This is a genomic window from Pseudomonas sp. 4CAES_32.4, from assembly GCF_058136335.1.
In genome coordinates, this window is record NZ_CM176882.1 from 3,660,348 (window position 1) to 3,685,935 (window position 25,588).

Consider the following 25,588-nt stretch of genomic DNA (forward strand, 5'->3'; position numbering starts at 1 on the left):
CGGAAAATTCCAAGGTCGAACAGCGTTGTCGAGGCGTCTCGATTCAAGCGAATGCGCTATCGTAGCCCGATTATTGAGTCGGAACGCCACGACATGACTGAACTGCCTCCCGTTGAGCAAAGCAGTGCCTGGACGGTGTTTCTGATTTTTCTGCGCCTTGGCCTGACCTCTTTCGGCGGGCCGGTCGCGCACTTGGGGTATTTTCATAACGAATTCGTTACACGACGGCGCTGGCTGAGCGAACGCAGCTATGCGGATCTGGTCGCGCTCTGCCAGTTTTTGCCGGGCCCGGCGAGCAGCCAGGTCGGCATGGCGATCGGTCTGTTGCGGGGCGGATATTCAGGAGCACTCGCTGCTTGGGCGGGTTTCACCTTGCCCTCTGCCATTGCGTTGATCGGGTTTGCGCTGGGCCTCTCCCATTATGCTGCCGCACTTCCACCCGGCGCCCTGCATGGGCTCAAAGTGGTCGCCGTCGCGGTGGTGGCGCAAGCCGTTTGGGGGATGGCACGCCAACTGTGTACCGATGCGCCGCGAATAGCCCTGATGGCGACTGCCGCATGCTTCGCGTTACTTGTACCGTCGGTTTGGGCACAAGTTGGCGTGATTGTCATCGCCGCATTGGCCGGCCTGATGCTGTTCAAACCCCAGCAACGTGTCGAGCATGAAGCGCTGCCGATCATGATCAGCCAAAGAACCGGTGCAATCTGTCTGACACTCTTCGTTGCGCTGCTGGTGGGCCTGCCCTTGCTGGTCGAACTGTTCGCCAATCAAAGCGTGGCGCTGGTGGACGCGTTCTACCGAGTCGGCGCGTTGGTGTTTGGCGGTGGCCACGTCGTTTTGCCCCTGCTACAGGCCGAAGTCGTGCCCCCAGGCTGGGTCAGCAACGAAGCGTTTCTGGCCGGCTACGGTGCAGCGCAAGCCGTGCCAGGTCCCTTGTTCACGTTCGCCGCTTTTCTCGGTGCGTCAATGAACATCGCCCCCTCAGGCTGGATCGGCGGCGTTGTCTGTTTGCTGGCGATTTTTGCACCTTCGTTTTTGCTGATCGTGGGCGCCTTGCCGTTCTGGCAGCACTTGCGCCGCCATACGCGTGCGCAGGCAGCCTTGGCCGGAGTGAACGCCGCCGTGGTAGGCCTGCTGCTGGCCGCGCTGTACAACCCCGTCTGGACCAGCGCCATTCTCACCCCTCAAGACCTGTCCCTGGCATTCGTTGCGCTGATTGCATTGATGTACTGGAAGCTGCCAGCGTGGCGGGTTGTCGTCGGGACAGCGCTGGCGGGCGCGGTTCTGAGCAGTCTATAAAAGGCCTGGCCGCGTTAGGGTCACGCCCTGTCGCTTAACGGGTTTTACACGTCAGCCACGCACCCCAGAACAGACTGCTGAAAAACCGCGTCGCCGGGCCAAATCCTGCATCAGTCAACAGTTGCTGCACCGCTGCCTCGGAATGCGGCGGATCCGCGCCCTGAAGAATTTTGCCCAGCTTGGCCCTCACCTCCTCCGCGCTCGCACCCTGCTGCCGCCAACGCTGTCCCCACGCCTCCAGCAACAACGGCTGGCTGGCGTAGGCGTAATGGTTGCCAGCGACAATCAGCGGCGCGCCGGGTTTCAGCCGCGCCTGAATCGAGCGCAGAATCTGCTGTTTGGCTTCATCGCCCTTCAGGTGATGGAGGACGCCGATGAGCGTTGCAGCGTCGAAGAGTTCGTCCGCCGGCAAATCATCAACGTGGCCAAGATGCACCGTCGTCCTGTGCTGTAAATCATTGGCTTGCAAGTGTTGCACGGCGGTTTCCAGCATGGGCTCGGAAGGATCTACAGCGGTGAAGTGCCACGCCGGTTCCAATGCAGCCATGGCGATGATTTCCTGCGCCGTCCCACCAGCGCCGACCACCAGTATTTTTGCCGGACGGGACTGGCCAAGACTGGCGGCGAGCATGCACGCTGCGAGATCGTGACAGGCGTCATAGCCGGCCAGCGCAATGCGGCTTTGGCGGGCGTATTCGTTAGCGCGGGAAGTGTCGAACTTTTCAGCTGAGGATGTGTTCACAGGCGATTCTCCATGTCCTTTGGAGCAACTTACGCCGGGTGGTGAGACAAGAAAAATTCATTAATTTTATGTGCTGCATTCCTGGTGGGAATGCGTGCTCACAGTATTCTCAATTAGCGATGATTGAATCATTTCGATGCGTAAGAGCGTTTAAGACTACAAAGGTAGATGTCATTGCCTACGCACTCGCCAGAATCAGCAGACTGTTACGCCTGCCGCGCAGCATTTATCGTTCGCCGGTCGCTGAATAGCAGGTCGGTAGGAAATTGGAAAAATGAAAGTTACATCAGTCATGAACAACTTCTTGGGATGGATATTCTTCTTTCTATTCATCATCTCCACCAATGCACTGATATACCTTGGCTCGCTGTTGAATTTCAGAGAAAGCTCAGAACTCATCCTTGTATTCAGCTTCTACCTCATCATTTATTTGTTCTGTGTATCCTTGATATTCAGGGTTTGGTTCTCGTTGCATAAGCGTCTGGAAAAGGCTTCCCCGACTGAAAAGCTGCAGGTCACTTTCGAAATGACTTTGGAGGAATACGACAAAATCAAACACTACCTGTCGCAGATCAGAGGCTAAAACATTGTACGGATTGGAATCGGGTTAAAACCAGTGGCGAATGACTTACCGCTCGCCACTGACTGCGTTCCCATACGGCCAAAAGATTTGCTGACTCCCACCTCCTGCAAGCCTTCTTGTTGGAATGAAAGGTCTGCGGCTGGAGGCGATCGTCAAACTGGTGGAAAACGGCGTCGGCGTTGCGCTGGTGCCGCAAACAACCCCCGATCCGCAATGGCCGGCAGGCGTCCGCGCGCTCGATCTTGGCGAACACACCTTTCACCGGGATATAGGACTGATACATCGCTCGCGCAGCAGCCTGACTGAACCGGTGCAGATGATGGCTGACCTGATCAGCGAAGAGGTCAAGCGCGGTTTGGTATAGCAACAAAACGCCGGTTGCCAATGATGAAATCAGAATTGACGAACCTCGACCTCGGCTACGTAAACTGGCGCAGACCTCTCATCACGCCGTGACGACGATCAATTTCGGCCAGATTTCCTGCCATCTCTTGGATTGAACCCGGCCCAGGAACAGCGCGTATTTGTCAGTGCGGAATCGCTCGGTTGGTCGCAGCACCAACGAGAACAGATCCTCTAGCCCCAGCGGCGCCGACACTTCTATTTCATCGTCAGGCCCCAGCCTGACGCCCACCGCCGTGGCGGTTTCCGGCCAATACGTCATTGCATCGGTTGCCGAATGATAGGGGGCATCGGCGTTGCGCTGATGCATGCGTGCCTGATTTTTTACCGACCAGTTCACGGTGCTACAACGCTGCGACAGCTCGCCTTGCATTGCTGAATCGACATCTTTATCAGCACTCGCCGCGTCGAACCAGATGACATCGATATCCTCAGGCAACGCTGAAACCTTGCGCTGATGCAAGTGATCCCAGACCAGACTGCGCACAAAACCTGCCGAGACCCAGCAATCCGGCAAATCAAGGCCACGAACAGTCCGCAGCACCTGCATCCGTACCCGATCTTCAGCCAGCAAAGCCGTTAGCTGCGTTTCGTAGTTCATCCTGTTCCCTATCTTGTCATTGGTCACAGCGTCGAGAGTTTGGGCCACACGCGCTCAGTCGCAGCTTCGCTAAACGAGCTTTGTAACTCTGCCCCATGCACTCGACCAGGACAAACGGCAGATGGAAATTGGATTAGATATTCCAGCGCTTGCGAATGGCAGCTTTCGGCCAGAAGCGGCCACTCGCGTAATAGACTCCAGATAATGCCAGCTCACAACCGGATGCTGAGTCATTTCAGAAGGCTGCTATCCCACTTAATGGAGGCAATAATTCATGGGGCCAGTGACACGTTCCAAAGCGTCTCTCCGCATCCGCGGACCGGATCTTGATGTCGGTGAAATAACCACGCTTCTTGGGTGCCAACCAACCTTCGCAAGAAGCAGGTGTAAGACAGCACACGTGGCAGCCCTCTATAGCAGCTTGTAAACCACTTTTTCGCTGTAAACCACTGTGGATTACGGTGAAAAAAAGGTTTACAAGCCAAGCGCCACGGGGGGTTCGAAGCCCGAACTGTAGTGGTCAACTGATCCTACGTCCCAGCCGCTGGGTAACCCTCAAGCAGGTGATTAGAGGATCGAAGTCTGTGATAAAAGCCAACCGCCACCAAGGAACGTACTGACCATTGCACGAAAGCCTACCTCTGTAGCCCCTCCGCAGCCGAAGATAAAGCTCACGCATACCTCTCCATCTCCGACTTATTGATGCAGGGGGCGAAGTAGAGATTTCATAGGCAACTGCCTGCGAACTCACATTCTGACCCCGTAATTAAAGACAATAGTGAGCGCGTCTTTTAACCAGACGCCGGAGCTACGGGAGAATAGTGGGTGCCGACCTGATTTAAGCAAAATAAGGTGAGCGACGCCTCTTCAGCTCCAGTGCATCGGCAGAATCATCAGCGACAACTGAATTACATATTGGGCATTTTGCCCGTACGCTAAAGCTGCAAGGATGAAGGTTCAGGAGAGTAATTATGAGTCAGGATAATGGCTATTCCAATTGGGAATCGAGCATCCAGCAGGGTCTTAATTTGTGCGATCAGATGCTGGCAAATGGGGAGGTAGGGGCAGCCCTCGCGCATCTCCGTGGCCTGGAGCTTGGAGATGAGGCGGATACTAGGGCTGTAGCCATTCAAATGCTTCATAGCGCTGGTTTGGCGGATCACGCCTATGACGAGTTCAAAAAGCTGATACTCCCGGCTGATCCTGAACCAGAAGTACTGCTACGGATGGCACATGTGTGTGCGGACGCTGGAGCTGACGCTGACGCCAAGGAATTGCTAGACAGAATTGCCCATGATGAACTCATGTTGAGCTCTCTCTATATTGCTTCCCGCATCGCCGAACGAATTGGCGATGCAAATCTGCGGGCACAATTCGAGTTGCGCATGATCAATGAACACGCTTCCGATAGTGGTGTCCGGAACTTGGCCATGGAGCGGGCATTAGCCGACGAACGTTTCGCCGAAGCGGCAGCTCTGCTTCACCCCGATTTCATGAGCTCGCGCGAGCATCTCTACCAACTGCAACTACTGGCCGATTCGGATTCGCTTGATACTAAAGAAATGGTAATACTGGCGGAGCGTTCATCTGGCAAGCTAGTGCCACTAGCTATTCTTCGATACTTGATTGCAAGACATGAGGTGGTCGCTGCGATCAATGTCGCACACTTACTCGCCGGATCGGAGAAGGAGGAAGAAGTCAGGGAATTGTTAGCCGTTCTCGACGCATTTCTGCTGAGAAGAGGCTCAATTGACTTTGCAGTGGTCTAATTTCCCCGGACACCCCGATAGGTGGAAAATACATCTATCGAGGAGTTATTCATGACCAAAAAACGCAGAGCATTCGACGACAGCTTCAAGCTGCAAGTCGTGAAGATGATCAAGGATCAGGGGCTAACCGTTATGCAGGTTTGCCAAGATCTGAACATTGGTGAGACAGCCGTTCGACGCTGGGTTCAACAGTACGAGGCAGAGCAACTGGGGCAGGCCGGAATCGGCAAGCCATTGACGGCAGAGCAACAGCGCATCCGGCAATTGGAACAGGAAAATCGCCAGCTCAAGATGGATAACGACATCTTAAAAAAGGCTACGGCCTTCTTTGCCCGCGAGCTGAAGTAAGGTATCGACTGGTTCGGCAGCTGCAACAGAAGGCCTATTCAGTGACACATGTCTGTCGGTTACTGAGCATCAGTCGCTCGGGCTTCTATGAGTCGCAAAAGCGTGCTGATGCGCCCGTCCGGCAGAGTTGTCCTGTCGTTGTGCAACTCAAGGCGTCTTTTGCCGAGAGTGGTGGCTGCTACGGCAGCCGGCCCTTGCGCGACGCTTTGCGCGGCAAAGGCCTGTCTGTTGGACTGTATAAAATCCGCCGTTTGATGCGTGCCAATGGGCTACGTTCGGCTTGGAAGCGCAAGTTTGTGCACACGACCGATAGCAATCATGATCTGCCGATTGCCGAAAATGTACTGAGCCGAAAATTTGATCCGGCGGCGCCAAACAAGGCTTGGGTGGCAGACATCACCTACATCCGCACCCGCAGTGGCTGGCTGTATCTGGCCGTGGTGTTGGACTTGTTTTCACGCAAGATCGTGGGCTGGTCGATGGCTCCGAACATGCCGGCAGAGCTGGTGTGCACTGCGATGCAACTGGCCATCGCACAGCGCCAACCGCCGCCAGGCCTGATTGCCCACTCGGATCGTGGCAGCCAATACGCGAGTGCAACTTACAGAGATTTACTGGCAAGAAACGACATGCAGCAGAGCATGAGCCGTAAAGGTAATTGCTGGGACAATGCGGTGATGGAACGCTTCTTCCTGAGCTTGAAAATGGAGCGGGTATGGCGACGTGACTATGCCAATCATACCGAAGCGATCCGCGACATCACCGAGTACATCGTTGGGTATTACAACAACGAACGGCTTCACTCGAAACTGGGATATCTGCCACCGACCGTCTATGAGCGGGCGATGGCGTCAAAACCACCTATCGAGGTGTCCGGAATTAGTTGACCACTGCACTTCTCGTTGGTTGAGGACAAGGTTGCGAGAATCATCAAGGAGATCGTTGGGTACCTGGCTGTCCGACCGCAGCATGGCTTCGTTCGACAGCGCCTGATAGAGTTGCTGTCGGTAGATCGTAGTGGCGACACGGGAATTCCGCTCCTCTTAAAAATTGTCTTCGATCTTATCGAAGAAGGAGGACTCATCCTCGGACCAGACATATATCCGGCGTCTAGTTCGATGAAAGCTCTATCAGAGAGCAGAATCCCGGAAATTTGCACGCAGTGGCTTAAGGATCGTGAGCCATGCATCCCCGGCAAAACTACACTTCCACGCGAGCTGATCTCAATCGACCCGAACGTCTGTATAGCAACCATCTGCGAGATGATGAGTTCGGGGGCCGTTGCACTTGAATCACGCCAGGACGTAGAGAGCTTGAAGCACTGGCTACTTCTTGGATGCGGTATTGCGCCCCATACATCTTCGCCTGATTTCACTACTGTATTGTTCCGGGTAGCAATGACGCGACTAGGTAACGCTGGGTACGCGCAGCAGGCCAGAGACCTCTGCGAAGAGCAGCTTTCTCAATGCGGTGATTCACGATCTCGGGCCCAGGCCGCGTGGTTCAGCATGGCCGATGTCTACAGCCGCCTTCAGGACCGTCGCACCAGTTTGGTTGCTTTTGCGTGTGCTATAGCGGGTCCCAATATTGGGCAGACACCGTTGACTAGCTTCAATGAGATCAATCTTTGGGTACGGCTGCTTAGGGAGTCTGGATTGCTCGACCATGCCTTGAAAGCTCTGGAGATATCCAACAAGGCCCTGCAGACCCGCGGAAGCTATGACAAGCATCGACATGAGCAGCTTCATATCAGATTTACTATCGAACTTGAAATGGTTCTCCGCGATCTTCCAGCCCGAGCTGGCGAGATCCCGGATCTGCTCCTACGTACCGCCGAAGCCGGTCAAGAGGCGCTTGATCGCGGTGAGGACGGTGTCCAAGCCATGGCTCTGCTTGGCCAGCTCATGAATATTTCCAGGACTTTCAACGTTGAGGTCCCGGCAAGCGCAGCTCAGACGATGAAGGTACTCGCTGGCCACACCTTCTCATCAAAGCCGTTCGTCCAGACCTTAATGGATGGCGAGAACCCTATTCGCGACCTTTGGACGCAGTACGCATCAGTAGAACCCGCAAAATTCGCCAACGATGCCGCATATGACTCAACGCAGTTGACCGTCGCCGCGAGAACGTTGCTGACTCTTGAACGCAATAGCATAGAGCCTGCCGAACTCTTGCTGCCGTTTGAGCTTCTAGCCGACAGAGGCGTCGCCGCTCCGGGATGGACGAGACACCCAAGCCCCCCTTCCGGGTTTAGGTCCCTTTCGCAGATTGTGGCGGTAGCTGAACATCTGAGTGAACGCGGGATAGCCTTGGTGCTGGCCGCGTTCGACAGCCTCGGTCAGCTATTATCCCTCAGATATAAGGGAGGCCAGTTCACTTTCGTGGAAGAGAAGGAGTTCAGCTACGACAGCTTCAAGAGCTGGTCGAAGTTGTACCCCTATGACTACTGCAAAGACGTTGGAACGCAAAGCTGGGAAAAGGAGCATGCAATGCATCAGTCCCTGGCCGAGTGCAAATGGCAGACACTCCCGGCGAGCGCGACCCTGGTCGTAATGGAGTCAGAGCTACGCTCGATGCCGAGCAATCTGCTATGGACCAGCAATGGTTTTTTCGGAGCGTCTCAACCTGTTGGTGCCGCACCTTCCATGGCTTGGCTCGCAGAATCGTTCAGCCGTCGCCCTGCTGACGAGCCGCGACTGAACGCCTGGATATCCAATGCAGGTGATCCGACCCAGACCCTCAACGTTCTACTCGCTTATCTGGAGGGGGAGTTTCAGGAATACGGAGTGGCACTGGATACAAGCAACCATCCGCCCGCAACACTTGCGGGCTCGGACTTAGTAATTATAGCGGCACATGGACAGGTCTCCCCCGAAGGCAATTACTTCCATACCTTAAATGACGAGGGGTCGCTAAAGGTTCCTGCTGATGCGGTCGCGACAGCTGTTCGCGACTCACGTGTTGCGGTGTTGTTTGTATGCAGCGGTGGCCGCTCGGATAAGGTGCCGGATGCTAACACTACGAGCGGTTTGGCAAAGGAGCTTCTTTCTAATGGGTGCTCGACAGTCATCGCCTCGCCTTGGCCGATGGAAGCAATGGTCGCAGCCAGCTGGGCGCCAAAGTTCCTAAAGCACTGGAAGTCAGGCAAGACCGCGATTCAGGCCTGCCACGATGCCAACAGAGAGATTAGTGGTGATCCTTCTCGAGCCTTGGCGATGAATCTCTATGGAGATCCCTGCCAGATCTGGTCGTAGCCCAGTGGCGCCTATACCTACATGGCTAGGGCTTCTATCTGAATGTCCGCAAAGGGTCGAAAGCAGTCAACTACGACCGGCAACCATCGACCCGGAGCTGACCAGGTCAATGGAGCGCATCATCAACTGGCATCGGTTAGAATCCTCACCTTATTTCGACAACGCTTACTACAAACGAGGAAATTCCATGGCAAGGATGGCCGCTGTTTTCACTTTACTGAGTTGCATGGCGTCGACCTCGGCATTGGCGGCGTCTGATTGTCCGTTTCCGCAGGGAATGCAGGCATCCATCGGTGCATCGAAGCAAGCTATTGAGGCCAGGCAAGCGGGCGTCGCCAAGGATGATCTGCTCACCAAAATTTCCCCCGCGGCCAACGGGCAGATGTCCCAGATGCTAAAGAGTATCGTCGACGAGGTTTACGATTATCCGGCACTGCTGCCCGAGGTATATGCCGCCTTCCGGTTCGAGCGCTGCTTTGTTTCGCAGCAGCACGCCGAACAGGTGGCGGCTATGAAATTTGCCGATGCGTATCCGCTGCTGAAGAAATGCGAACAGCTCGACCCGGAAGGGGCTCGACCGCCTTGTGCAATGCGCGTAGTGCATACAGTGACCGGAATTCCCGAGTAAACGATCCGTTAATTTGCTTGCGGGAAGGCATGCTGTGTTGCTGCGTCCTGAAATAGAGAGCGAGAGGTCGTCTCCATCCTTGTTCGCATCGAAGGTCCGCTTCTGGCCGAAAGCAGCCGCCCACAAACGCCCGCTTCGGCCCAAAAACGGCGCTCCCATAAAAACATTTCCCCAAACCTGCATCCATTCCCGCCTCTGCTCCGTAAATTCAATACCCTCACTTGAAGGGTCGAAGAATCCAGGAGACACACCATGCACACTTTCTTCAAACGCATCGCGATTACCTGCCTGACAGTGCTGAGCCTTGGCGCTGGACTCGGTTTCGCCGCCGATAACGTGATGGTCGGTGGCGCCGCCATGTATCCGACCAAGACCATTGTCGAGAACGCAGTCAATTCCAAGGATCACACGACGCTCGTCGCTGCGGTAAAGGCTGCCGGGCTTGTCGATACCCTCAACGGTAAAGGACCGTTTACCGTCTTCGCCCCCACCAATGAGGCCTTCGCCAAACTGCCCGCCGGGACTGTCGATACGTTGGTCAAACCGGAACACAAGGCAGGCCTGACAAAGATCCTGACTTACCACGTCGTCCCGGGAACTCATACCGCCAAGCAGTTGATGGCTGACGCCAAAATGCACGATGGCAAAGTTATGCTGAAAACCGTCCAGGGAGAATCACTGACCATCATGCTGCACGAGGGAAAGTTGTGGCTGGTGGATGCCAAAGGAGGTAAGGCAGCCATTAGCATCGCTGACGTCATGCAATCCAACGGCGTGATTCATGTTATCGATACGGTGCTGATGCCGAATTGATTTTAACGGCCAGAAGTAGCCAGGGCGTAATGCCCTGGCAGACAGCGAAGTTACTTTTTCTTTTTCGCCGGTTTTTCTGCTTTCTCTGATTTGTCTGACTTCTTGGCCTTTTCAGGCTTGCTATCAGCCTTCTTGGCAGACTTCTTCGGTTCGGCGTCTTTTTTCTTGTCTTTCTTATCCTTATCGGAGGATTTCGAAAGAGTCGAAGCGGCCGCAGCCTTCTTCGTCGGTGATGACTTTTTGTCCTTCAACTCTTTGCTGGCTTTGGAAGTTTCACCTTTGCTTTTCTTATCGTCTTTAGCCACGTTGACCACCTCTCGGAGCATGCCGGTATTGGCAGATCGCCTGTGGAATTATCCATGGGCTAATCATTAGGTGAGCGTGCCCAAGAGCGGTTCAAATTGTTTTGCTGCGTTTTGACTTCTTGGATGAATGACTCACTTCGAGCATTTTTCCGCCGAATGCCCACACCTAGCCCTTGGCCAAACGCTTCTGCCAATCGCCACCATGGCTGCTCTGGCACTCCTGCTCAGAGTCGAAGCGGACATTGTGATCGGTCAGTTTCAGCTCGATACCGGCTTCATTCAGCGCGGTGGCCGTCAGCTCAAAGATTCGCGCTTTCGCCTCAAGTTGGGCGAGCTTTCTGTCGGCCAGGGTTTCGAACACCCAGGTTATTTTCAGGGTTTCTGCCGCTGCGTTCAGGTCACCGGTGTGGGTGAGCCAGGTAAAACCTTGGATTTCACTTTTTGCGGTTTCGCACGCTTCGGTCAGTGTGGTGATCAGCAGGCGTTCCAGTCGCGCCAGTTCACGTTTTCCGGCAGGCATTGCAGGTTCCTTGGCAGACATCGGAGGTTTCTGAGCGAACAGTATACCGGTGGCGCCTCTCACCAAGGTTGATGCCCACGGGGCGAATGCATCCATCTAGAACAACCCTGCTAATCTCTCCCCATGAAAACCGCCATCATCTCCGACACCCACGGCCTCCTCCGCCCCGAGGCGCTGGTCGCGATTCAGGGCGTTGAACTCATCCTCCACGCTGGCGATATCGGCAGCGCCGAGATTCTCACCGAATTGGCGCAAATCGCTCCGGTCCACGCCGTGCGCGGCAACAATGATCTGGGTCTGCCTTGGGCAAAAGATCTCCCCGACCACCTCACCCTCGACCTCAACGGCTGGCCCACCCTGCTGATCCACGACATCGCCGACGTCCCCGCCCTCCTCGACAGCCCGACCCGACTGATCATCACCGGCCATTCCCACAAGCCCTTGATCGAATGGCGTGGCGATCAGCTTTACCTGAACCCGGGCAGCGCCGGGCGCCGGCGGTTCAAACTGCCGGTCACTCTGGCCTTGCTCGACGTGGACGCTGATGCTCTGCAACCACAACTGATCCACCTCCTGCCCTGACGTGTTAATTCGGTGTTTTCTGAGCGCGGTCCGGCACGCACAAACTTACGCATTGACATATCGGTAAATCTCGATATCCTCGACCCCATGGACCTACTCGAAATCTTCAAAGCCCTCTCGAACCCGACACGCCTTCAGATCCTGAAGGGGTTGAAGGACCCCGCTAAGAACTTCCCTGCGCAAGATGAAGGGGATGTGCATGAGGTGGGCGTCTGCGTGAGCAGTATTCAAGAAGGCATCGGTCTGTCGCAGTCCACCGTGTCTGGTTATCTGGCGACGCTGCAACGGGTGGGGTTGGTCGAAGTCCGGCGTATCGGTCAGTGGACCTACTACAAGCGCAATGAAGCAACCATTAGTGTTCTGGCCGAGATCATAGGAAAAGAGCTGTAATTTTTTACCGCACGATATCGAGATATCTCGATATCCCTTTTTATCGATACGAGGTAACACCATGAAAGCCATGACTCTTAAATCGTTTGGCGGCCCTGAATCGTTCGAGCTCCGTGACGTGCCCAAACCGCTGCCAGGAGCGGGACAGGTTTTGGTTCAGGTACACGCGACCTCCATCAATCCATTGGATTATCAGATCCGCCGTGGGGATTATCCTGACCTGGTGACACTGCCGAGCATTACCGGCCACGACGTATCTGGCGTTGTCGAAGCCGTCGGGCCCGGGGTGACGGCCTTCGCAGTGGGCGATGAGGCCTGGTACACCCCGCAGATCTTCGACGGCCCCGGCAGTTACGCCGAGTACCACGTCGCCAGCGAAAGCATCATCGGCAAAAAGCCGTCCTCGCTGAGCCATCTTGAGGCCGCCAGCCTGACGCTGGTTGGCGGTACGGCGTGGGAAGCACTGGTCACACGCGCGGTACTCAAAGTGGGCGAAAGCATCCTGATACACGGCGGTGCGGGGGGCGTCGGTCATGTAGCGATCCAACTGGCGAAAGCAATCGGCGCGAAAGTGTTCACTACAGTGCGTGAAGCCAATACCGATTTCGCACGGAGCATGGGTGCCGACGTCATCATCGATTACGAAAAAGACGATTACGTGGACGCCATCCTGCGGGAAACGGCCGGCCAAGGGGTGGATGTGGTGTTCGACACCATCGGCGGCAACACCCTGTCGCGCAGCCCGGATGCGCTGGCGCAACTGGGTCGCGTGGTGACGATTGTCGACATCGCCCAACCGCAAAACCTGGTTCAGGCCTGGGGCAAGAACGCCAGTATTCACTTTGTATTCACTCGCCAGAATCGCGGCAAGCTTGATGAAATGAGCGCGCTGGTCGAGCGCGGCCAATTGCGCCCACACGTTGGCGCCGTTTATTCACTGGCCGACATCCCGCTCGCCCATACCCGACTTGAGACACCCAACAACGGTGTCCAAGGAAAAATCGCTATCGCTGTCATGCCATCGATCATCGCCTGATCAAAATGTCCAACCGCTTGAACCGCTGAAGAGGCACGCCATGATTTATGAAATCGCTCAACTTCCCATTCGCCAGGAACACCTCGAAACGTTCCGAACAGCGTTTGCCGAGGTCGCCCCTTTGCTCACCCGAGCAAAGGGCTACTTGGGCCACGTACTGGCGCAAGGGATCGAAACCCCTGACGTATTCAACCTGATCGTAAAATGGCAATCCCTCGAGGACCACACGCCAGGCTTCGAAGCGAGCGAAGACCATCGCCTGTTCATGCTGGGTTTGGAGGCTTGTTTTTCTGCAGAACCCACGGTTTACCATGTGGCAGGAGGCACTTTTACCTGACCAGACAGCACCGTCCCCGAAACTTTTCCGCCCTGTACGGCCTGATCACCTAACCTCTTAGATTGTGTGATCAATCCGAGCCTGTCCCATCCATGCGCCATCTACTCACATCGTTGGTTTGCGTTGCACTTCTGCTGTGCATGATCGGCAGTCCATCACTGTGGGCAGCCGATCTGCCGGCGCCTGTCGCGAGCGCTGCCGCGCCGCTCCCGGTGATTTCGCAAAACGAACTTCAGGCCCTGCAACAACGCCTCGACGGGCTCAAACAGCAAATATCGTCGGCGAACAATTACAACCAGCTCGAAGGCCCGCAGGATCGAGTGCAGGCGTTCATTCTGGATGTCGATAAGTTATCGGCTGCGTTGTTGCCGCAGCAGGCGCAGTTGACCGTGCAGCTGGGTGTGTTGGGCGCGGCGCCGGATACGGATATCGCCGCCGAGCAGGCGGATATCGTCGCGCAGCGGGCAGCGCTGACGGAGCAGAAGAACAAGGTTGATGGGACGCTGAAGAGTCTCGCGGCGTTGAAGCAGAGCGCGGCGGATCTGATCACCCAGATCGCTGGCATTCGGCGCACGCTGCTGGAGAGTGAGCTGACACTGGGCACGCTCAGTGTGCTGGACCCGCATTTCTGGGCACCGCTGGTTCGGCCTTCGCTGGATGATCGTCAACGCTTCAGTTTTTTCGTCGAGCAAGTGGAGCAAACCTGGGCCACGGTGTGGGCGCCGGGGCGATATTTTTTCACCGTGGTGCTGCTGGTGGTGGCGTTGCTGGTCTGGACATTCGGACGGCGGCTGGCCGAGCGCGGGCTGACCTGGATTTGCATCCATCGGGTGCCCGAGGGACGTTTGCGTCGCAGTGCGCTGGCCTTTGCTTCGGCGCTCGCAACGATCGCGACCACCGCCCTCGCCCTGCATTTGCTGTTTTACGCCCTCACCCGTCACGCGCCGCTGACGCCGGTGCTGTCGACGTTTTCCGAGGAGTTCGAAAAGGCTGTCTACGCCTGCGTGTTGATCACCGGGCTTAGCCGGGCGTTGTTGTCGATCAATCATCCGTCGTGGCGGCTGCCGGCGATTCATGATCAGGTGGCGCAAGCGCTGAAGCGCTTTCCGCGGATTCTTTCCGGCACATTACTGGTGCTGGTGACGTTGGTGCAGGTGTGCAATGCCACCGGCATGAGCAGCCAGATCGTGCTCGCCGGGCGCGGAGTCACGTCGATTGCAGTCATGGTGATTGTCGTGACGCTGCTGTTGCGCGTCGGCAAAGTGCGCAAGGCCCTGGTCGCCGCCAATGACGCGCAAGCCAACAGTACGTTTGCCGGCGTGATGTACACCATCGCGACTATTGCGATGTTCGTTTCGACGATTGCGCTGCTCACCGGTTACGTGTCGCTGGCCCGTTTCATCACCTATGAAGTGGTCTGGGCGTACATCGTGCTGACGGGTTTTTACCTGCTGATTCAGGTGATCAAGGACGGCTGCGAGTACGCCTTTTCGCCCAAGCATGCGAGCGGCAAGGCCCTCAAGCAGTTGCTCGGCATCGGTGATCGGCGCCTCGATCAGATTTCGATATTGCTCTCCGGTTTCAGCCGCGCGGCCCTGTTGCTGCTGGCGGTAATCGCGCTGTTCGTGGGTGGCATCGGCACCACGCTCGGGCAATTGGCGAGCAACATCATGGCGATCCTCGGCGGTGCCGGGTTGCGCAAGTTCAATATCGTCCCGGCGCACCTGCTCAACGCGGTGCTGGCGTTGATGATCGGCATCTGGTTGATCCGCGCGCTACGCCGCTGGCTGGACAACGAGTTCCTGCCCAAGACCGACATGGATCCGGGCATGTGTGCGTCGCTGAGCACGCTGTTTTCCAATATCGGTTACGCCTTTGTGATTCTGCTGACCCTGTCGTCGCTGGGCGTGCAGTGGACCAATCTGGCGTGGATCGTCAGTGCGTTGTCGGTGGGGATTGGTTTCGGTTTGCAGGAGATCGTGAAGAACTTCGTCTCGGGTCTGATTCTGTTGACCGAACGGCCGGTGAAGGTTGGCGATTTGATCAGCATCAGCGGCGTCGAAGGCGACATCCGCCGGATCAACGTGCGCGCCACGGAGATTCAGCTCAGCGACCGTTCGATTGTCATCGTGCCCAACTCGCAACTGATCTCGCAGAACTTGCGCAACGTCACGCTGGGTGGCAGCGCTCAGGGCGTGGCGACGCTGGAGTTGATGTTCCCGCTGGATATCGATCCCGAGAACGTGAAGGATCTGCTGCTCAATACCTACCGCGAGAACGAAACCATCCTCGAAAAACCGGCGCCGTTCGTGCGCTTCAGCAAGTTGTCGCCAGACGGGATTACCCTGACGGTGACCGGTTACGTCGCCAGCCCGAGGATTGTCGGGGTGACCAAGAGTGATCTGTTGTTCGAGATTCTCAAACGGCTGGGAGCCGCGGGGATTGCCTTGGCGAAACCGGCGAGTGCGTAGCGGTATTCAATGATTCTGGTGTCTGGAATGCCGCCATCGCTGGCAAGCCAGACTCCCACAGATATGCGCTGCGAACACAGCCTGCGCCGTAACTCGAAGCCACTTGTACGAGCCAGCCGGGGCGCTTACTCCGGCAAGCCTGCCAGCCGCAAGCCTTCAACCAGACGAGCCAGATCTTCCGGGCGCTGGATCGGCATCCAGTCCTTGAGGTTGCTCAGCCGCAAGTCTGGATTCAATGCCTGCAAGCGTGCCATCGCCAACCCGGCTTTTTCCATGCGGCCGCTGAGGGCATGGCTGGCCGCCACCAAGGCCGCCGATATCAGCAGGCTCGGCAGGTTGCCCAAGGCTTTTTCGGAGAACTCGACCGTTGCGTCGAAGTCCCCGGCGAAAAAATGCGCGATGGCCATGCCGATTTGCATCCGGAACATTTCCGGGTCCAGCGGGCTCAGGCGCACGGCGTGATTCAGGTCCTTGATCGCAGCTTCGTTTTCACCGCGCAAGGCCCGCAGGATACCGCCGAGAAACCAGGCGGGAGCGAGATTGGGATTGAGCAGCCGGGCCCGATCCAGCAGCGCGATGCCGCCATCGATGTCACCGGCCAGATGGGCCAGCGCATGCCCGCCACGGGTCAATGCCACGGCATCATCACGGCCCAACGTGACCGCCAGACGCGCCAGCCGAATGCCCTCGGCGATTTCCGCCGGCCGATCGACCATCCAGCCATTGAGCTTGCGCCAGAAATGGCACCAGGCAGCCATGCCGTAAGCCGAAGCGAACTCCGGATCGAGCTCGATGGTTTTGTAGAACATCGGCAGCGCCTGTTCGATCGCTTCGCGACTGCCGCTGTGCAACTTGGCCATGGCGCGCAGGTAGTGATCGTAGGCGTCCAGGTTTTCCGGCGGCTTGCGCTTGGCGCGCTCGATTTCCGCCCGTTCCAGCTGCGGCGCGATGGCGCCCACGACACTTTCAGTGATCTGATCCTGCAGCGTGAAAAGGTCGTCGAGCGAGCCTTCGAAGCGCTCCGCCCAGATATGCGCGCCGCTGGTGGCGTCGATCAATTGCCCGGTGATGCGCACGCGGTTCCCGGACTTGCGCACGCTGCCCTCAAGCACATAACGGACGCCCAGTTCCCGCCCCACACCTTGGGCATCAACGTCTCGGCCCTTGAAGGTGAAGCTTGAGTTACGCGCGATCACGAACAGCCAGCGCAGCCGTGACAGCGCAGAAATGATGTCTTCCACCACACCATCGGCAAAATATTCCTGCTCCGGATCGCCGCTCAGATTGTGGAACGGCAGCACGGTAATCGAAGGCTTGTCGGGCAGGCTTAGCGCACTGGATGAGATCGGCGCGGCGGCAATGCTTGAGCGCTGATCAGTCTCGGGTTGCGGCGCTGGCTCGGGCCTGTCGAGGTTGATCGAACCCACAAAGCGGTAGCCCTTGCGCGCGACCGTTCGCAACAAACGCTGCTCTTCGCCGGTGTCACCGATGGCTTTGCGCACCGCATTGATGTGGCTGGTGATGGTCGACTCGGAAACGATACGGCCACTCCACACGGCCGTGAGCAATTCGTCCTTGCTGAGCACCCGCTCGGGGTTGCTGACAAACAACAGCAACAGATCGAACACCTGCGGGCCGATAGCCACGACCTGCCCGCGCAAGGTCAGTTCGCGACGGTCCTGATCGAGTACATAGTCCTCAAACGTGAATTGCACAGTGGACGTCCCCTGGCGCAGCGCCTTCAGCTCCGGATCCCGGGCGGCGGATGGTGATTGATCGGGAACGATAATACGCCGGGCGGGAACGCGCTATAGCGAACGCGTTGGACAACATTCCAAGGCTGCGACAAGGCAAATCCAATGATCCGGCAAGGACTGCCGCCGCCCGCAGCCGCATGCTTCATCCATCGACGCCAATGGTTGCCGTCGCCCAGGAGAGAAAGCCATGAAGATCGTTGTTATCGGAGGCTCCGGCCTCATCGGTTCGAAACTCGTGAACATCCTTCGCCAGCGTGGGCACGATGTGCTCGCTGCCAGCCCCAGCAGCGGCGTCAACAGCATCACCCGCGAAGGTCTGGCAGCCGCAATGGACGGCACCGACGTTGTCGTCGACGTGGCCAACTCACCGTCCTGGGAAGATCAAGCCGTTCTCGACTTCTTCGAAACGTCGAGCCGCAATCTGCTGGCGGCCGAGAAAGCCGCGGGTGTTGGCCATCACGTCGCGCTGTCGATTGTCGGCTGTGAACGCTTGCCCGAGTCAGGCTATATGCGCGCCAAAGTCGCTCAGGAAAACCTGATCAAAGCTTCCGGCCTGCCTTACTCGATCCTGCGCGCCACGCAGTTTTTCGAATTTGTCGGCGGCATTGCCCAGTCCTTCGCCGTCGGTGACGAGTTGCGGGTGCCGCCCGCGCTGATTCAACCTATTGCCTCCGATGATGTGGTCGCCGCATTGGCCGACGTGGTTCTCGCCGCGCCACACAACGCCACGGTTGACGTCGGCGGACCTGAATGGATTCCCCTCGACGAATTGGCCAGACGGTATCTGCTGGCGACGCAGGACAAGCGCAATGTCGTCCCGGACGTGCACGCGCGCTACTACGGCACGCTGCTCGACGATCAATCGCTGGTCACCGACCGGCAGGCGCGACTGGGTGCCATCCGCTTCGAAGACTGGATTGCCCAATCCACAACGCGCTGACCTTTCCGCCATTCCTATCCTGTCTGACAAGGAGTTTTGCCATGATCACCCGACATCTGTTGGCCGCCGTTTTCGCAGTACTGTCGATCAGCGCCGTTGCCGCTGCCGAGCCACCCGCCGGCAAAGTGACAGTGGTGTTCGACCGCCCGATTCCCAACATTCCCGGCAAGAGCATGCGCGGGGTCGTCGTCGAGTACGGGCCGGGCGCGGCATCGCCCTCCCACACCCATCCGAAAACCGCGTTCATTTACGCCACGGTCCTAGAGGGTTCGTTCCGCATCAAGGTCAAAGGCGAGCCGGAAAAGGTCTACCACGTCGGTGAAAACTTCGTCGAGGAGCCGGGTTCCGTGCACTTGGTCAGCGCCAACGCCAGTGACAGCCAACCGGCCAAGCTGTTGGCGGTGTTTGTTCTCGACAGCGATGAAACGGCGCTGGTCACCCCGCTGAAAAAGTAAGCCTTTTCGCATTACCTTCGGTCTGATCTCCCCTGCCCCCAGTCCTCTCTCGAAAGAGAGGACTGGGGGCACAGACGATTCGGTATCAAGCGTCTTGCAACGCACGTGGCCGTTGGCTGCGTTGTTCGGCGCTGGCATCCGGCGTCGGTTGCAGCTGGAAGTCGAACTTCAGTTCGGCATGTCGCCCAGAGACGTCGTCCTCGTTGAACACCACTTCCCCCACCAGCCCTTCACGGGTCGCATAGGCAAAGTCATCCCACAGGTATTGATCGCCCGACAGATTGATCTGCGTTGTCAGGTGCCGATGCCCAGGCGCACTGATGAAAAAGTGCACGTGAGCCGGGCGTTGGCCATGGCGGCCGAGCAGGTTCAGGCATTCCTGGGTCGGGCCTTGCGGGTCGCAGCCGTAACCGGATGGCACGATGCTGCGCGCGCGGTAGCGGCCTTCGGCGTCGGTGATGATGCGTCGACGCAAGTTGTACTCGGACTGGCTCGGGTCGAAGAACGAGTAAGTGCCTTTGGTGTTGGCGTGCCATAGATCAACCGTGGCGCCTGGCAGCGGTTGGCCGTGAAGATCGAACACCTGGCCTTCGAGAAACATCAGCGTCGCGACGCCCTCCTCGCTGCCGTCATCCATCCGGCACTCGCCCTCCACCAGCGGCGCACCGGCGACGTACAACGGCCCTTCGATGGTACGCGGCGTGCCGCCGGTCAAGCCGATTTGCGCATCCTTGGCGTCTTGCAACAGGTCGAGAAAGTGTTCGATACCAAGGCCGGCGACCAGCAACCCGGCCTCTGAGCGACCGCCCAGGCGATTGAGATAGTCGACGGCTTTCCAGAACTCGTCTTCGCTGATGTCGAGGTCTTCGATGATGGTCGCAGTGTCCTGCAAAATGCGCAGGACGATGTTCTTCAGGCGCGAACTACCGTCGTCATTGGCAAAACCGGCGGCTTCTTTGAAGAACTTTTGCAGTTCGGGGGTGTGGGCAATTTTCACGGTCATGGTGGCTTACCTCATCTTGTTGTTTTGTTGGTGCAGTTCTTGAATCCAGGAATATTTCCCTGTGGGAGCTGGCTTGCCAGCGATTGCTGGTGTGTCATCCAACATTGTTGCCAGTTGATCGATCGCTATCGCTGGCAAGCCAGCTCCCACAAGGTTCAGCGGTGACTTCAGCGATCGTCGCTGTTGATCGACGACGGATGTCGGCAGAGGCCATCGATCTCGATGTCCATGTACGGAAACAACGGCAATTGCATCAGCGTGTCGTGCAGCGCCTCGACGCTTGGCACATCGAACACGCTGTAATTGGCGTAGTGCCCGGCGATACGCCATAAATGCCGCCACTGCCCTTCGCGCTGCAGGCGTTGCGCCAGTTCTTTTTCGTCCGCCTTGAGTCGGGTGGCGACGGCCGGGTCCATGTCGACGGGCAATTTCACGGTCATTTTTACGTGGAACAGCATGCTGGCTCTCCTGATTCAGTGGCGGCGAAAACGCGCCAGACGTTGTTCATCCAGGGTCAGGCCAAGGCCCGGTGTGGCTGGGATGTGCAGGTGGAAATCGCGGTATTCGGGCCTCGCGGTGACGATGTCTTCGGTCAGCAGCAACGGCCCGAACAGCTCGGTGTCCCAGGTCAGTTGCTTGAGCGTGAGGAAGGCGTGGGCCGAGGCCAGCGTGCCGATGGAGCCCTCGAGCATGGTGCCGCCGTACAGCGCGATGCCGGCGGCTTCGGCGATCTGCGCGGTTCTGAGCACGGCGCGGGGGCCGCCGTTTTTGCCGATTTTCAGGGCGAACACGCTGGCCGCACCGTCCGCCGCGAGGCTGAAGGCGTCCTCGACACTTTCGATCGATTCGTCGGCCACGATCGGTGCCGGGCTGCGCTGGTTCAGGCGAATCTGCCCGGAGCGATTGACCCGGGAAATCGGCTGCTCAATCAGGTCGATGCCGTTTTCACCCAGGACCTGACAGCCACGAATCGCCTGGGACTCGTCCCAATACTGGTTGACGTCGACCCGCACACTGGCGCGCTCGCCGAGGGCCTTTTTGATCGCCACGACGTGTTTGAGATCCTGTTCCAGCGGGTTGGCACCGATCTTCAGTTTGAAGATGCGATGACGCCGCGCTTCAAGCATCTGTTCGGCCTCGGCGATGTCGCGGGCGGTGTCGCCGCTGGCCAGCGTCCAAGCGACTTCCAGGCTGTCACGGACGCGCCCGCCCAACAGTTCGCTGACCGGCAGACCGAGGCGTTTGCCTTGGGCATCGAGCAGCGCACTTTCGATAGCCGACTTGGCGAAGGTGTTGCCCTTGGCGATCTTGTCGAGTCGCTGCATGGCGGCGTTGATGTTGTCAGCGGCCATGCCCACCAGCGCCGGGGCCAGATGCGCGTCGATGTTGGCCTTGATGCTTTCCGGGCTTTCGTAACCGTAAGCGAGACCGCCAATGGTGGTGGCTTCGCCGATGCCCTCGACGCCATCGCTGCAGCGCAGCCGCAGGATCACCAGCGTCTGCTTTTGCATGGTGTGCATCGCCAGTTTGTGCGGGCGGATGGTCGGCAGGTCGACGATGATCGTCGTCAGGTTTTCAATCAGAATTCGCTGCATTTGAGTATCCCTTCAGAAGTGCTCAACCGAGATCGCCGCCACCGACCGGCAAGGTCACGCCGGTGATGTAGGAGGCGTCGTCGGAGGCGAGAAAGAGGATCGCGCCGACCTGTTCGTCGAGGCTGCCGTAGCGTTTCATCAAGCTGCTATCGAGGGTTTGCGCGACGATTTCCTGATACCAGGCCCGCTCCTGCGCTGACTGTTCGCCGGCGTTGCGCGGGATGCGTCGAGGCGGCGCTTCAGTGCCGCCGGGAGCCGTGGCGTTGACACGAATGCCGCGCTCGGCGTTTTCGAAGGCCAGGCACGCGGTGAGTGCGTTGATGCCGCCCTTGGCCGCGCCGTACGGCACGCGATTGACGCTGCGGGTGGCAATCGATGAAACGTTGACGATGGCGCCGCGACCTTGCTTGAGCATGTACGGCAACGCGGCATGGCAGCACCACAAGGTCGGGAACAGCGAGCGGCGTACTTCAGCCTCGATCTGCTCGACTTCGTAGTGTTCGAACGGCTTGGCCCAGATCGTGCCACCGACGTTGTTGATCAGGATGTCGAGACGGCCGAAGGTGTTGATCGCCTCGGCCATGACGCGGGCGCACTCGGCGTACTGTTCGAGGTCAGCCGTCAATGCCAGAACACCTTCGCCGTGCAGCTCGTGAACCAGTTCGGAACGGTCAACGGCGACCACTTGCGCGCCTTCGCTGAGCAGGCGCTCGCAGACGCGGCGGCCGATGCCTTGCGCCGCGCCGGTGACCAGCGCGACTTTGTTGGAGAATCTGTTGCTCATGACAACCTCGCAGAAAGGATTCAGGCAGCCGCAGCGGCAAATCTTTCGTAATAGAAATTCGCTGGGGTGATGCCCTGCTCACGAATGTATTGGCTGACCGCCTCGACCATCGGCGGCGGGCCGCAGAGGTATACGTCGACATCGCCTTCATTGAGGTGGCGCGGTTCGATGTGCTGGGTGACGTAGCCCTTGAGCGGGTGCGCGCTCTGCGGGTTGGCCACGCAGGCACCGAAACTGAAGTTCGGAATGCGGGCGGCGAAGGCTTCGAGGCGATCAAGTTCGACCAGATCGAAATCGTTGGTCACGCCATAGATCAAATGCACGGGATGATCGCTGCCCTGCTCGGCGATCTTTTCCAGCATCGCGGTGAACGGTGCCAGGCCCGTGCCGCCGGCCAGCAACAGCAGCGGCCGCTTGATTTCGCGCAGGTAGAAACTGCCCAACGGCCCGGCCAGGTTCATGCTGTCGCCAGCCTTGGCCAGCCCGGTGAGGAAGCTGCTCATCAAGCCGCCGGGCACATTGCGAATCAGAAAACTGACCTCGCCATCCTTTTGCAACGAGCTGAAGGAGTAAGCGCGACTCTGCTCGCTGCCCGGCACTTGCAGGTTGACGTATTGCCCCGGCAGAAACGCCAGTTTGCTCAGCGCCTCGCCCTTGATCGACAGCGCGATGGTGCTCTCGGACAATTGCCGGACATCGCTGATCGCGGCCTGGAAATTCGCCTGTTCGGTCTTGCAGACCTGCGAACCTGCCGGCACTCGCACCACGCAATCGCTTTCGGCACGCATCTGGCAAGTCAGCACAAAACCTTGCGCGAGTTCGTCCGGGCTCAAGGCGTCTTCGATGAAGTTGTCGCCCATGTCGTAACGCCCGGCTTCGGCGAAACATTTGCAGGTGCCGCAGGCGCCGTCGCGGCAGTCCAGCGGGATGTTGATGCCTTGGCGATACGCCGCGTCGGCAACGGTTTCATGGCTGCCAGCCTCGATGAAACGGGTGACGCCGTCTTCAAAATTCAGTGCGATCTGGAAATTCATGGTGCACCTCGCCGTGTCGACTAGATGTGGTAGATGTCGATGACCTGACGGACGTAATCGTTTTTCAGCACGACTTTCTTGGCCTTGATCAGCGGCTGCTCGCCGCGCAGGTCGAGGGTGTAGAAACTGCTGCCGAAGTAGCTGTCGGTGACCTGGTAGCGGAAGCTCAGGGTGTGCCAGTTGAAACGCACCTGGCATTGCCCTTCGCCCTGCTCGACGATCTCGATGTTGCTCAGGTTGTGCGAGGTGCGGGTGTCGGGAATGGTCGCGCTGGAGCGCTCGGTCTTGATCCGGAAAATACGGTCTTCGAGGCCGCCACGGTTGCCGTACCAGATCAGCGAGATTTCGCTTTGCGGGTCTTCGGTGAGCGTGTCGTTATCGTCCCAGGCCGGCATCCAGAAAGTCGCGTCGGCGGCGTACAGCTCCAGCCATTGATCCCACTGACCGTCATCGAGATAACGCGCCTCGCGGAAGAGAAAATCACGCACGCTGTCGTAGAGGTTGCTCATCACACGGCCTCCACGGGAATCAGTTGTGATTCGGTGGCAGCGGCTTTGAGCATGGTTTCCTGCCAGTACTTGTGTTGCAGGACGAACAAGCCTTCGTCTTCGGTGCGCATGCCGGAGAGTAGCGGTTTGAGGTCGATTTCTTCGGCTGCGGCATCGGCGCCTTCGACCCAGTGGGTGGCGCCTCGGGACATGTCGTTCCAGCCGCGTCCGCCGCCGTAACCGGTCTGGCAGGAACGGAATTCCTCCAGATCATCCGGCGTGGCCATGCCGCTGACGTTGAAGAAATCTTCGTACTGCCGAATGCGTTTGGCGCGGGCTTCGGCGCTCTCGCCTTTGGGGGCGATGCAGTAGATGGTGATTTCCGTCTTGTCGACCGAGATCGGCCGGGCGATACGGATCTGCGAACTGAACTGATCCATCAGATACACGTTCGGGTACAAGCACAGGTTGCGCGAGTTTTCGATCATCCAGTCGGCGCGGGCCTGGCCGAAATCCCGCGCCAGTTCGTCACGACGCTCGTAGGCTGGACGGTCTTCAGGGTTGGCCCAACGCGTCCAGAGCAGCAGATGGCCGTGATCGAAGGAGTAAAAACCGCCACCTTTCTTCGCCCAACTGCCAGCGCTCATGGTCTTGATCGCTTCACCCGCTTCGCGTTGCTGGCGCTGGTTTTGAGTCGCTGCGTAGTTCCAGTGCACGGAGCTGACGTGGTAACCGTCGGCGCCATTTTCGGCGGTGAGCTTCCAGTTGCCTTCGTAGATATAGGAGCTGGAACCGCGCAGCACTTCCAGGCCTTCTGGCGACTGGTCGACGATCATGTCGATGATTTTTGCCGACTCGCCCAAATGCTCCGCGAGGGATTTCACCTCGGCGTTCAGGCTGCCGAACAGAAAGCCGCGATAGGACTCGAAACGCGCCACTTTGGTCAGATCATGGGAGCCTTCGCAGTTGAAGCCTTGCGGGTAACCCGCCTCGCTGGGATCTTTGACTTTGAGCAGTTTGCCGCTGTTGTTGAACGTCCAGCCGTGGAACGGGCACGTGTAGCTGGAGCGGTTGCCGGACTTGTGTCGGCAGAGCATGGCGCCGCGATGGCTGCAGGCATTGAGGAACGCGTTGAGCACACCGTCCTTGTTGCGCGCGATGAAAATCGGCTGGCGCCCCATGGTGGTGGTCATAAAATCATTGTTGTTGGGGATCTGGCTTTCGTGGGCGAGGTAAATCCAGTTGCCCTCGAAGATGTGCGCCATCTCCAGTTCGAACAGACGCGGATCGGTGAACATCTCCCGCTTGCAGCGGTAGGCGCCCTTCTCCTTGTCTTCTTCAAGCATGGCATTGAGGTAGTCGATTCCCAGGGACATGGCCGGGGCCTCCATTGTTATTGTTCAGGCCAGGTCAGATTAGGGAGGCGATGCGCGGGGCAATAGCCGAATCCTG

At 58.0% G+C, this 25,588-nt stretch carries 25 protein-coding genes and 1 pseudogene; 14 read left to right on the plus strand and 12 right to left on the minus strand.

Annotated elements, in window-relative coordinates; genetic code table 11:
- Positions 1-93 precede the first annotated feature (93 nt).
- On the plus strand, positions 94-1,299 hold the full coding sequence (chrA, locus tag AC3Y64_RS16285; RefSeq protein WP_489984467.1) for a chromate efflux transporter: 1,206 nt from the start codon (positions 94-96) through the stop codon (positions 1,297-1,299).
- Positions 1,300-1,333: 34 nt separating this feature from the next.
- On the opposite strand, the gene AC3Y64_RS16290 is transcribed toward chrA, so the two are convergent.
- On the minus strand, positions 1,334-2,041 hold the full coding sequence (locus AC3Y64_RS16290) for a class I SAM-dependent methyltransferase (protein WP_489984468.1): 708 nt from the start codon (positions 2,039-2,041) through the stop codon (positions 1,334-1,336).
- A 722-nt stretch (positions 2,042-2,763) separates the two neighbouring features.
- Here AC3Y64_RS16290 and AC3Y64_RS16295 point away from each other — a divergent pair.
- Positions 2,764-2,988 (plus strand): annotated as a pseudogene (locus AC3Y64_RS16295) (LysR substrate-binding domain-containing protein); the annotation flags it as partial.
- Positions 2,989-3,069: 81 nt separating this feature from the next.
- On the opposite strand, the gene AC3Y64_RS16300 reads toward AC3Y64_RS16295, so the two are convergent.
- On the minus strand, positions 3,070-3,627 hold the full coding sequence (locus AC3Y64_RS16300; RefSeq protein ID WP_489984469.1) for a nucleotidyltransferase family protein: 558 nt from the start codon (positions 3,625-3,627) through the stop codon (positions 3,070-3,072).
- A gap of 971 nt (positions 3,628-4,598) precedes the next feature.
- On the opposite strand from AC3Y64_RS16300, the gene AC3Y64_RS16305 reads away from it, so the two are divergent.
- From AC3Y64_RS16305 to AC3Y64_RS16325, 5 genes are all read left to right on the plus strand, one after another.
- On the plus strand, positions 4,599-5,396 hold the full coding sequence (locus AC3Y64_RS16305; RefSeq protein WP_489984470.1) for a hypothetical protein: 798 nt from the start codon (positions 4,599-4,601) through the stop codon (positions 5,394-5,396).
- Positions 5,397-5,447: 51 nt separating this feature from the next.
- Positions 5,448-6,631, plus strand: a protein-coding gene (locus tag AC3Y64_RS16310; protein WP_489984471.1) for an IS3 family transposase whose coding sequence is annotated in 2 segments (ribosomal slippage) — positions 5,448-5,712 and positions 5,712-6,631 — 1,185 coding nt in all. Because the reading frame shifts where the segments join, the coding sequence is not laid out codon by codon here.
- 621 nt (positions 6,632-7,252) lie between these two features.
- A complete protein-coding gene (locus AC3Y64_RS16315; RefSeq protein ID WP_489984472.1) occupies positions 7,253-8,998 on the plus strand; it encodes a CHAT domain-containing protein in 1,746 nt (581 codons plus the stop codon).
- A gap of 109 nt (positions 8,999-9,107) precedes the next feature.
- On the plus strand, positions 9,108-9,626 hold the full coding sequence (locus tag AC3Y64_RS16320; protein WP_489984473.1) for a hypothetical protein: 519 nt from the start codon (positions 9,108-9,110) through the stop codon (positions 9,624-9,626).
- Between the two features lie 252 nt (positions 9,627-9,878).
- On the plus strand, positions 9,879-10,439 hold the full coding sequence (locus tag AC3Y64_RS16325; protein WP_489984474.1) for a fasciclin domain-containing protein: 561 nt from the start codon (positions 9,879-9,881) through the stop codon (positions 10,437-10,439).
- A gap of 50 nt (positions 10,440-10,489) precedes the next feature.
- Here the strand turns inward: AC3Y64_RS16325 and AC3Y64_RS16330 are convergent, their stop codons facing one another.
- Positions 10,490-10,753: a hypothetical protein gene (locus tag AC3Y64_RS16330; RefSeq protein WP_489984475.1), complete on the minus strand. Its 264-nt coding sequence runs from the start codon at positions 10,751-10,753 to the stop codon at positions 10,490-10,492.
- A gap of 157 nt (positions 10,754-10,910) precedes the next feature.
- Positions 10,911-11,264, minus strand: a complete 354-nt coding sequence (locus tag AC3Y64_RS16335; protein ID WP_489984476.1) for a hypothetical protein — start codon at positions 11,262-11,264, stop codon at positions 10,911-10,913.
- A 123-nt stretch (positions 11,265-11,387) separates the two neighbouring features.
- Between AC3Y64_RS16335 and AC3Y64_RS16340 the strand changes: the two genes are divergently transcribed.
- The 5 genes from AC3Y64_RS16340 to AC3Y64_RS16360 all read left to right on the plus strand — a co-directional run bounded on the left by AC3Y64_RS16340 (position 11,388) and on the right by AC3Y64_RS16360 (position 16,080).
- Positions 11,388-11,846 (plus strand): metallophosphoesterase family protein, encoded by a 459-nt coding sequence (locus tag AC3Y64_RS16340; RefSeq protein WP_489984477.1) that lies wholly within the window; start codon positions 11,388-11,390, stop codon positions 11,844-11,846.
- Between the two features lie 87 nt (positions 11,847-11,933).
- Positions 11,934-12,236 (plus strand): ArsR/SmtB family transcription factor, encoded by a 303-nt coding sequence (locus AC3Y64_RS16345; RefSeq protein WP_122595564.1) that lies wholly within the window; start codon positions 11,934-11,936, stop codon positions 12,234-12,236.
- A 61-nt stretch (positions 12,237-12,297) separates the two neighbouring features.
- Positions 12,298-13,272 (plus strand): zinc-dependent alcohol dehydrogenase family protein, encoded by a 975-nt coding sequence (locus tag AC3Y64_RS16350; protein WP_489984478.1) that lies wholly within the window; start codon positions 12,298-12,300, stop codon positions 13,270-13,272.
- 40 nt (positions 13,273-13,312) lie between these two features.
- The gene (locus tag AC3Y64_RS16355) at positions 13,313-13,609 is read left to right on the plus strand and encodes an antibiotic biosynthesis monooxygenase family protein (protein ID WP_489984479.1); all 297 of its coding nucleotides are present in this window, start codon (positions 13,313-13,315) and stop codon (positions 13,607-13,609) included.
- Positions 13,610-13,701: 92 nt separating this feature from the next.
- Positions 13,702-16,080, plus strand: a complete 2,379-nt coding sequence (locus AC3Y64_RS16360) for a DUF3772 domain-containing protein (protein WP_489984480.1) — start codon at positions 13,702-13,704, stop codon at positions 16,078-16,080.
- Positions 16,081-16,205: 125 nt separating this feature from the next.
- Here the strand turns inward: AC3Y64_RS16360 and AC3Y64_RS16365 are convergent, their stop codons facing one another.
- Positions 16,206-17,795 (minus strand): winged helix-turn-helix domain-containing tetratricopeptide repeat protein, encoded by a 1,590-nt coding sequence (locus AC3Y64_RS16365; RefSeq protein WP_489984481.1) that lies wholly within the window; start codon positions 17,793-17,795, stop codon positions 16,206-16,208.
- Positions 17,796-18,024: 229 nt separating this feature from the next.
- Here AC3Y64_RS16365 and AC3Y64_RS16370 point away from each other — a divergent pair, with 229 nt between their 5' ends.
- A complete protein-coding gene (locus AC3Y64_RS16370; RefSeq protein WP_489984482.1) occupies positions 18,025-18,777 on the plus strand; it encodes an SDR family oxidoreductase in 753 nt (250 codons plus the stop codon).
- A gap of 41 nt (positions 18,778-18,818) precedes the next feature.
- Complete coding sequence (locus AC3Y64_RS16375) at positions 18,819-19,232, plus strand: cupin domain-containing protein (RefSeq protein WP_489984483.1); 414 nt, start codon at positions 18,819-18,821, stop codon at positions 19,230-19,232.
- Between the two features lie 85 nt (positions 19,233-19,317).
- On the opposite strand, the gene catA is transcribed toward AC3Y64_RS16375, so the two are convergent.
- The 7 genes from catA to benA all read right to left on the minus strand — a co-directional run bounded on the left by catA (position 19,318) and on the right by benA (position 25,512).
- Positions 19,318-20,235, minus strand: coding sequence for a catechol 1,2-dioxygenase (gene catA, locus AC3Y64_RS16380; RefSeq protein ID WP_489984484.1), 918 nt, complete (start codon positions 20,233-20,235; stop codon positions 19,318-19,320).
- Positions 20,236-20,402: 167 nt separating this feature from the next.
- Positions 20,403-20,693, minus strand: coding sequence for a muconolactone Delta-isomerase (gene catC / locus AC3Y64_RS16385; protein ID WP_489984485.1), 291 nt, complete (start codon positions 20,691-20,693; stop codon positions 20,403-20,405).
- A 15-nt stretch (positions 20,694-20,708) separates the two neighbouring features.
- Positions 20,709-21,830 (minus strand): muconate cycloisomerase family protein, encoded by a 1,122-nt coding sequence (locus tag AC3Y64_RS16390; protein WP_489984486.1) that lies wholly within the window; start codon positions 21,828-21,830, stop codon positions 20,709-20,711.
- A 22-nt stretch (positions 21,831-21,852) separates the two neighbouring features.
- Positions 21,853-22,614 carry a 1,6-dihydroxycyclohexa-2,4-diene-1-carboxylate dehydrogenase gene (locus tag AC3Y64_RS16395; protein WP_489984487.1) on the minus strand — a complete coding sequence of 254 codons (762 nt, stop codon included), beginning with the start codon at positions 22,612-22,614 and terminating at the stop codon, positions 21,853-21,855.
- Between the two features lie 20 nt (positions 22,615-22,634).
- On the minus strand, positions 22,635-23,648 hold the full coding sequence (gene benC, locus AC3Y64_RS16400; protein WP_489984488.1) for a benzoate 1,2-dioxygenase electron transfer component BenC: 1,014 nt from the start codon (positions 23,646-23,648) through the stop codon (positions 22,635-22,637).
- Between the two features lie 20 nt (positions 23,649-23,668).
- Positions 23,669-24,157, minus strand: coding sequence for a benzoate 1,2-dioxygenase small subunit (benB, locus tag AC3Y64_RS16405; protein ID WP_489984489.1), 489 nt, complete (start codon positions 24,155-24,157; stop codon positions 23,669-23,671).
- Positions 24,157-25,512, minus strand: coding sequence for a benzoate 1,2-dioxygenase large subunit (benA, locus tag AC3Y64_RS16410; protein ID WP_489984490.1), 1,356 nt, complete (start codon positions 25,510-25,512; stop codon positions 24,157-24,159). The genes benB and benA overlap by 1 nt, the downstream gene beginning before the upstream one ends.
- Positions 25,513-25,588: the final 76 nt, after the last annotated feature.

Excerpts from the sequence above, each read along its gene's own strand:
- AC3Y64_RS16355 (WP_489984479.1), top strand. The coding sequence starts at position 13,313 with ATGATTTATGAAATCGCTCAACTTCCCATTCGCCAGGAACACCTCGAA.
- AC3Y64_RS16335 (WP_489984476.1), bottom strand. The coding sequence starts at position 11,264 with ATGCCTGCCGGAAAACGTGAACTGGCGCGACTGGAACGCCTGCTGATC.
- AC3Y64_RS16375 (WP_489984483.1), top strand. The coding sequence starts at position 18,819 with ATGATCACCCGACATCTGTTGGCCGCCGTTTTCGCAGTACTGTCGATC.
- catA (WP_489984484.1), bottom strand. The coding sequence starts at position 20,235 with ATGACCGTGAAAATTGCCCACACCCCCGAACTGCAAAAGTTCTTCAAA.
- AC3Y64_RS16395 (WP_489984487.1), bottom strand. The coding sequence starts at position 22,614 with ATGAGCAACAGATTCTCCAACAAAGTCGCGCTGGTCACCGGCGCGGCG.
- benA (WP_489984490.1), bottom strand. The coding sequence starts at position 25,512 with ATGTCCCTGGGAATCGACTACCTCAATGCCATGCTTGAAGAAGACAAG.
- AC3Y64_RS16340 (WP_489984477.1), top strand. The coding sequence starts at position 11,388 with ATGAAAACCGCCATCATCTCCGACACCCACGGCCTCCTCCGCCCCGAG.
- AC3Y64_RS16325 (WP_489984474.1), top strand. The coding sequence starts at position 9,879 with ATGCACACTTTCTTCAAACGCATCGCGATTACCTGCCTGACAGTGCTG.
- AC3Y64_RS16305 (WP_489984470.1), top strand. The coding sequence starts at position 4,599 with ATGAGTCAGGATAATGGCTATTCCAATTGGGAATCGAGCATCCAGCAG.
- AC3Y64_RS16360 (WP_489984480.1), top strand. The coding sequence starts at position 13,702 with ATGCGCCATCTACTCACATCGTTGGTTTGCGTTGCACTTCTGCTGTGC.
- benB (WP_489984489.1), bottom strand. The coding sequence starts at position 24,157 with ATGAGCAACCTCTACGACAGCGTGCGTGATTTTCTCTTCCGCGAGGCG.
- benC (WP_489984488.1), bottom strand. The coding sequence starts at position 23,648 with ATGAATTTCCAGATCGCACTGAATTTTGAAGACGGCGTCACCCGTTTC.
- AC3Y64_RS16370 (WP_489984482.1), top strand. The coding sequence starts at position 18,025 with ATGAAGATCGTTGTTATCGGAGGCTCCGGCCTCATCGGTTCGAAACTC.
- AC3Y64_RS16300 (WP_489984469.1), bottom strand. The coding sequence starts at position 3,627 with ATGAACTACGAAACGCAGCTAACGGCTTTGCTGGCTGAAGATCGGGTA.
- AC3Y64_RS16350 (WP_489984478.1), top strand. The coding sequence starts at position 12,298 with ATGAAAGCCATGACTCTTAAATCGTTTGGCGGCCCTGAATCGTTCGAG.
- catC (WP_489984485.1), bottom strand. The coding sequence starts at position 20,693 with ATGCTGTTCCACGTAAAAATGACCGTGAAATTGCCCGTCGACATGGAC.
- AC3Y64_RS16315 (WP_489984472.1), top strand. The coding sequence starts at position 7,253 with ATGGCCGATGTCTACAGCCGCCTTCAGGACCGTCGCACCAGTTTGGTT.
- AC3Y64_RS16390 (WP_489984486.1), bottom strand. The coding sequence starts at position 21,830 with ATGCAGCGAATTCTGATTGAAAACCTGACGACGATCATCGTCGACCTG.
- AC3Y64_RS16320 (WP_489984473.1), top strand. The coding sequence starts at position 9,108 with ATGGAGCGCATCATCAACTGGCATCGGTTAGAATCCTCACCTTATTTC.
- chrA (WP_489984467.1), top strand. The coding sequence starts at position 94 with ATGACTGAACTGCCTCCCGTTGAGCAAAGCAGTGCCTGGACGGTGTTT.
- AC3Y64_RS16345 (WP_122595564.1), top strand. The coding sequence starts at position 11,934 with ATGGACCTACTCGAAATCTTCAAAGCCCTCTCGAACCCGACACGCCTT.